Origin of the sequence: Chamaesiphon sp. (assembly GCF_041737865.1) — a bacterium.
Lineage (GTDB): Bacteria > Cyanobacteriota > Cyanobacteriia > Cyanobacteriales > Chamaesiphonaceae > Chamaesiphon.
The window spans coordinates 1-6,260 of record NZ_JBGSQZ010000087.1 but is presented as its reverse complement, the minus strand read 5'-3'; the positions used below and the strand labels follow the sequence as shown (position 1 = coordinate 6,260).

7 protein-coding genes are annotated in these 6,260 nt (G+C 45.7%); all 7 read left to right on the top strand.

The features are described 5' to 3' along the window. The coding region (locus ACEW9J_RS06370; protein WP_373544300.1) for a universal stress protein at positions 1 to 538 on the top strand (538 nt) is incomplete at its 5' end. Positions 539 to 650: 112 nt separating this feature from the next. After that, positions 651 to 1,025, top strand: a complete 375-nt coding sequence (locus ACEW9J_RS06365; RefSeq protein ID WP_373544299.1) for a pyridoxamine 5'-phosphate oxidase family protein — start codon at positions 651 to 653, stop codon at positions 1,023 to 1,025. 159 nt (positions 1,026 to 1,184) lie between these two features. Further along, positions 1,185 to 3,836 (top strand): cation-translocating P-type ATPase, encoded by a 2,652-nt coding sequence (locus ACEW9J_RS06360; RefSeq protein WP_373544298.1) that lies wholly within the window; start codon positions 1,185 to 1,187, stop codon positions 3,834 to 3,836. Positions 3,837 to 3,882: 46 nt separating this feature from the next. Further along, entirely contained in the window at positions 3,883 to 4,560 is a 678-nt protein-coding gene (locus ACEW9J_RS06355) for a DsbA family protein (RefSeq protein ID WP_373544297.1), read from the top strand. A gap of 29 nt (positions 4,561 to 4,589) precedes the next feature. Continuing rightward, positions 4,590 to 5,108 (top strand): rhodanese-like domain-containing protein, encoded by a 519-nt coding sequence (locus ACEW9J_RS06350; RefSeq protein WP_373544296.1) that lies wholly within the window; start codon positions 4,590 to 4,592, stop codon positions 5,106 to 5,108. Positions 5,109 to 5,184: 76 nt separating this feature from the next. Next, the gene (locus tag ACEW9J_RS06345) at positions 5,185 to 5,694 is read left to right on the top strand and encodes a DUF3122 domain-containing protein (protein WP_373544295.1); all 510 of its coding nucleotides are present in this window, start codon (positions 5,185 to 5,187) and stop codon (positions 5,692 to 5,694) included. Positions 5,695 to 5,754: 60 nt separating this feature from the next. Next, a partial coding sequence (locus ACEW9J_RS06340) for a PspC domain-containing protein (RefSeq protein ID WP_373544294.1) occupies positions 5,755 to 6,260 on the top strand: 506 nt, incomplete at its 3' end.

Here is a 6,260-nt window from a genome sequence, read left to right as displayed (position 1 = left end):
CCGAACGTCGCCGGACTGGGAATCGCTAATTGCATTAAACAAACTAATAATAGCGGAAATTAATATGTTTAAGAAGATTTTGGCGGCAATAGATGGCTCGGAAATGAGCCATGATGTTTTTAAAACAGCACTCGATATTGCAAAGGCTGACAAAGCTAATCTAGTACTCTTGCATGTTCTATCTTTCGAGGAACAGAATACTCTATCGATCCCGATGCCGACTGGGTTGGAGTATTTTCAAGCTGCGGATGGTGACACGCTGCAAATATATCGAGAACAGTGGCAAACATACGAACGACACAGTTTAAATCTATTAAAATCGCTGGCAGATCGATCGACTGCTGAAGGTGTTACAACTGAATTCCACCAGATCGCTGGTGCCCCCGGTCGCAAAATCTGTGAATTTGCTCAGTCTGAGGATATCGATCTGATTGTGATGGGACACAGGGGCATTTCTGCTCTCAACGAGTTGCTTTTGGGCAGCGTCAGTAATTATGTCCTCCATCGTGCGCCTTGTTCTGTGTTGATGGACAAATAAGACCCGATTTACGAATATATAAAACCATAAATAACTAAGCTGCCCACTTCAATAGTGATGATTTCCTTGCCTCAGGGGCTGTGCCAAGAATTAAATTTTAGAGAAAATAATTATGCTAAATATCGATGAAATGAGTTTAAAGGATATCCGCAAATTACTCCATCAAGTAGGCTACGGACATCTTGCCTTCATCTATGAAGGAAAACCTTGCGCGATGCCAATGTATTACTACCTCGAAGATTCAGACATTTATCTATTTACCACTGAAGGTATCAAAACTTATGGCATGGATGCGAATCCAGAAATCTGCTTACAGGTTGAAGAAGTGCATAACTCCTCGCATTGGCAGAGCGTAATGGTGAAGGGTCGAGCCGAACGCCTGACAGATCGGCATTACCATCAAGCTTGGTGGATCGAAATTTTGACCGCACAACCCAAATTGACAATTGAACACGATCCGTTGGCGGTAGCGGAGCGTTTGCCCTAGCAATAGCCTCTTCTACGGAGAATCGAATCATTAGGAGCATAATTACAGCCGGATGATGGTGGGATAAATAAATCGAATCGTTGTCAACCAGCGATCGATCGTTCAAGCGCGCCGCCAAGCGGCAGTCGAACTGAATAATTTAGTTGTGATAACAAACTTATGGTTTCTCCAATCGCTCGGCTAGGATCTACACAGAACGATCGCGATCCCGTGGCTGGCTTATCCGATCGATACGCGAACGGCTTGCCGTCTGCGACAGCAATCGCGAACCTCAAACGCGATGGCTACAATGAACTTCCCTCAACTCAAGCTCGGAGTCTATTATCAATTGCCTGGGACAGCATCCAAGATCCTATTTTCCTTTTACTGGTAGGTGGTGGCATTATTTATTGGATTTTAGGCGACCTTCAGGAAGCCTTGATTTTGCTGGGTTTTGTCGTCTTCCTGACAGCAATTAGCCTCTACCAAGAAGGTAAAACCGAACACGCTCTAGAAGCCTTGCGCGATCTTTCTAGTCCTCGTGCATTGGTAATTCGAGATGGAAAGCGCAAACGGATTGCGGGGCGAGAAGTGGTGCGAGACGATATTTTAATGCTAGCAGAAGGCGATCGAGTCCCTGCGGATGCGATCGTTCTATCTTGCACCAATCTTTCCACCGATGAATCGTTATTAACCGGAGAATCCCTACCCGTTCGCAAAATTGCCGCTGTGGGGGATGTAGAAATGCCACGTCCTGGGGGCGATGAATTACCATTTGTGTATTCTGGAACCTTGGTGGTACAGGGACAGGGAATAGTAAAGGTGCGATCGATCGGTACTCAGACAGAGATGGGTAAGATTGGTAATGCTTTACAAAAAGTGCAGCCAGAAGTGACTCCTCTGCAACGAGAAATGAATCGACTGGTGAGTCGCTTATTTGGGATTGCGCTAGCATTATGTGTCGCAATTGTCGTAATTTATGGAGCTACGACAGGAGATTGGCTCAAAGGAGTCCTCGCCGGAATTACACTGGCGATGGCAATTTTGCCGAATGAATTCCCCGTCGTCGTCACGATCTTCCTCGCCTTGGGAGCTTGGCGGATTTCGCAGAATCATGTCTTAGCACGTCGCACTTCTGCCGTTGAAACCGTCGGTTCCGCAACAGTTTTATGTGTAGATAAAACGGGGACACTGACGCTAAATCAAATGGCAGTGCAGCAGTTATTCGCTTATAACCGTCCCGAAAATCCTCAGCCTTACGATTTAGCATTACACTCACAAGTGCCACTCCCTGAGTCGGTTCATGAGCTAGTTGAGTTCTGTATTCTAGCCAGCCAACGAGATCCATTCGATCCGATGGAGAAGGCGTTTAAGGAGTTGGGCAACTACTCTCTCGCAGGTACCGAACATTTGCATAATGATTGGAAACTGTTGCGAGAATATCCGCTCTCACCACAGCTACTCGCAATGTCTCACGTCTGGCAGTCAGCGGATGGGAAACAGTATGAAATTGCCGCAAAAGGAGCACCAGAAGCGATCGCGGATCTCTGTCATTTTACGCCCCAACAGCAGCAAATTCTGACAGCGCAAGTCAGTGAAATGGCAGCGCAAGGATTGCGGGTATTAGGTGTTGCCAAAGCGTCACTTTTGGATGCACCGCCGCCATTTTTGCCACCGCATCCGGTACTTACGCCCGAACATTTACCAGACAAACAACACGATTTTCCCTTTCAATTTCTCGGCTTAGTCGGACTCTCAGATCCAGTCCGCCCAACTGTAGCAGCGGCGATTCAAGAATGTCATACCGCTGGGATTCGAGTGGTGATGATTACGGGTGACTATCCAGAAACGGCTCAAACGATCGCGCGTCAGGTGGGCTTGCAAACGGGAGATACGATAACTGGAGCGGAATTGGATGGCATGAGCGACACCGAACTCCAGCAGCGAATTCAAAATACCAGTATCTTTGCCCGCGCCGTTCCAGAACAAAAATTGCGAATCGTTAATGCCCTCAAAGATAAGGGTGAAGTCGTCGCCATGACTGGGGATGGAGTAAATGATGCCCCAGCACTCAAAGCTGCCCAAATTGGGATTGCGATGGGGCAACGAGGCACCGATGTTGCGCGGGAATCGGCAGCATTGGTGTTATTAGATGATGATTTTTCATCGATCGTGCAAGCAGTCAAATTAGGACGACGAATTTTTGATAATCTCCGCAAGGCAATGTCATATCTGATTGCGATTCATATTCCGATCGCGGGGATGTCTTTGATTCCCGTGTTGTTTAAATTGCCACTAGTATTACTACCGATTCATGTTGCCTTTTTACATTTAATTATCGATCCGGCTTGTTCGATCGTCCTGGAAGCCGAACCCGCCGAAGCAAATGTGATGCAGCGTCCGCCTCGCAATCCCAAAGAACCATTATTCGGCAAGAAAACTTTGGGTTTAGCACTACTGCAAGGGGGTGGGATCTTAGTAATTATTCTGACAGTCTTTGCGATCGCTACATACCGCAAGCAAGGTGAATTAGATGTGCGGGCATTGACGTTTACGACGTTGATTATAGCTAATCTAGGACTAATTCTGAGTGAAGGTTCGACCTCACGCCTGAGTCTAAAAATCTTGAAGTCACCCAATCCGGCTCTGTGGTGGGTAATTGGTGGGGGAGTGTTTTTTATGGCGATCGTGCTATATGTTCCGTTCTTGCGAGACTTGTTTAGCTTCTCATTTTTACACTCGATCGATCTAGCTATTTGTTTTGGTAGTGGAGCGGTTAGCTTGCTCTGGTTTGAATTATTAAAGCAAACTACAAAACGAGATCTTAGGTAAGTCAATACAGATATTTATACTCACTCTATAACTACCAAAAATAAGAATGGAACCTATTCGGATCTTTTACTTTTCTGATGTACTTTGTATTTGGGCTTATATTGCTCAAATTCGGCTCAATGAGTTGAAAACAACCTTTCAAGACCAAATTGAAATCGAACACCACTTCGTCTCCGTCTATGGTACAGCTCGTGAAAAGCTAGAAAATCGTTGGCAAGATCGAGGCGGATGGACAGGATACAGCAACCACATTCTAGATGTCGTCAAAAAATTCGACCACATTACCGTTCATCCTGACATTTGGACGAAAGTTACACCACCTTCATCTACATCCTGTCATCTGTTTCTTCACGCGATTCAACTACTAGAAACGAAAGGTTTAGTAGATCGATCTGAACAGATATTTGAAAAAGCAATCTGGGCATTTCGAGAGGCATTTTTTACCGAATTGGCAAATGTTTCGGATCGCCAGGTGCAATTTGAAATTGCCGAAAAATTAGGATTGTCCGTCGCTGCAATTCAAGCTCAGATCGATAGTGGTGAGGCATACGCTCAACTTTCCAAAGATTTTGACTTGGTGAAAGAACATACAGTTACAGTCAGCCCTACGCTGATTTTCAATGAAGGACGGCAGCGGCTAAATGGCAATGTGGGCTATCGAGTTATCGAAGCCAATATTCGCGAATTACTGCACAATCCTCCAGAAGAACAATCCTGGTGTTAGGAGTATTAAATCTATTTTACGAGAAAACTATGATGTTTAAGAAATTAATTCAGACCATATTATTGGGATTTGCAATCTGGTCTTGCTTCTCGATCGATCCTGGGCAAAACTCAATTTTAGCGGCAACTCTCGCAGAAACCACATCGATATCTCAATCAAAGACACCAAATCCATCTAAACCGCTCAATCTGGAATTAAGAATCGATCGATTTCTAATGTCAATGCCAGCAGGTTATTACACGATCGCCAGTGTCGAAAATCTAAAAAGCCTGTTAGAAAACTCTCAAACCTTATTAGTGGACGTGCGAGAAGCATCTGAATATCGAGCGGGACATATCCCTAATGCAATAAATATTCCGCTCCAAACTTTAGCTCGAAATTTAAGTAAAATTCCAACCGATCGCCCTGTAGTTCTGTACTGTTCTTCTGGCTACCGATCTGGCATGGGAGTAATGACGCTGCATCTATTTAATTACGACAATGTGCAAGGATTTCCCCCTAGCTTTGTCGGCTGGAAAGCAGCAGGAGAATTAGTTGTTAAGCAATAAAGTCACTAGTTACTTAAAACTGTCAAAAGAACTAACTTTAATGAGAATTTTTATGATGAACTTTATCTACTCGAACATGTCTAAAATTCGCCCGATTCGCTGGCTACTAGCTGCTTCGATCTGTGTTTTGCTAGTAATTTTCAGTCCCCTATCCGCCTTTGCTACTGTAACCCAAATTGAAGAAGCTCCAGGACAGATGCTCTACCAGTCCCGCCAAAACCTGCGCGATCGCACCGGAAAATCTTGGCAGGTAGTCGCCTTCAAGCGCGTTCGTCCCGACGGTAGTGAGATGGTTTCCCTGCGGTTGGTGGGCTTTCTTGGTGCCGTGGAATTAGACCATAATCGATCGCTAACCCTGACTACATCAACGGGGCAAACTTTGACTGCAAAAGATGTTACTAACGAAATTTCTCAGGGCGCAACCGCGTTAGCTAATGTTGGCGAATACGACATTCAACCCGTGCTATCACAGTTGCAATCTAAAATTTCCCTTCAGCTAACTTTACCGATGCTCACTGGCTCCGCCATTGAGTTACAAATCCCATCTATAGCGATTCAAGAATGGCAAACAATTGCAGATCGTTAAATTAATGAACGGTTGAGCAACTAAATCGAGAGCCTTAATTTAGGAAAACTCATGTTTTACATGTCGTTGATTTACGTATTTTTATTAGTTGGCCCCGCGATCGCCGCGATCGCATTTTTCCGACGACTTTCCACCCGTTGGCACTTGTTTTTGCTGAGTGTTTGCGTCTTCTATGGAATTTCGCCATTGCTCGTAACTTGGGGCGCATTTGCTTTGGCTAAACGCTTCGGGTGTTCGGCGGAAGCTGTCGGCTTTCGTTGTCCCGATCCGGTTTGGCTGGGAGACGCGATCTCTGGGCTGGTAATGTCCCACTGGCTGGCGATTTTTACCATTCCATCGGCGGTTGTAGGAGCGATCGGGCTGCTGCTTGCCTGGATTTTCAACCATCAGCAATCGCGAACCACAGCAGGCATTTCAGGGCAACCTCCGGCTACTTTTTACCGAAGTCGTCGCCACAAAGTCATTGCAGGCGTATGTTCAGCCCTGGCTCAACGCTGGCATCAGTCCCTGCCAGTGATACGGATTGTTGCGGTTGTGTTAGCGATCGTCACCCCTGGATTTATTTT

Excerpts from the sequence above, each read along its gene's own strand:
- ACEW9J_RS06355 (WP_373544297.1), top strand. The coding sequence starts at position 3,883 with ATGGAACCTATTCGGATCTTTTACTTTTCTGATGTACTTTGTATTTGG.
- ACEW9J_RS06350 (WP_373544296.1), top strand. The coding sequence starts at position 4,590 with ATGATGTTTAAGAAATTAATTCAGACCATATTATTGGGATTTGCAATC.
- ACEW9J_RS06360 (WP_373544298.1), top strand. The coding sequence starts at position 1,185 with ATGGTTTCTCCAATCGCTCGGCTAGGATCTACACAGAACGATCGCGAT.
- ACEW9J_RS06345 (WP_373544295.1), top strand. The coding sequence starts at position 5,185 with ATGTCTAAAATTCGCCCGATTCGCTGGCTACTAGCTGCTTCGATCTGT.
- ACEW9J_RS06365 (WP_373544299.1), top strand. The coding sequence starts at position 651 with ATGCTAAATATCGATGAAATGAGTTTAAAGGATATCCGCAAATTACTC.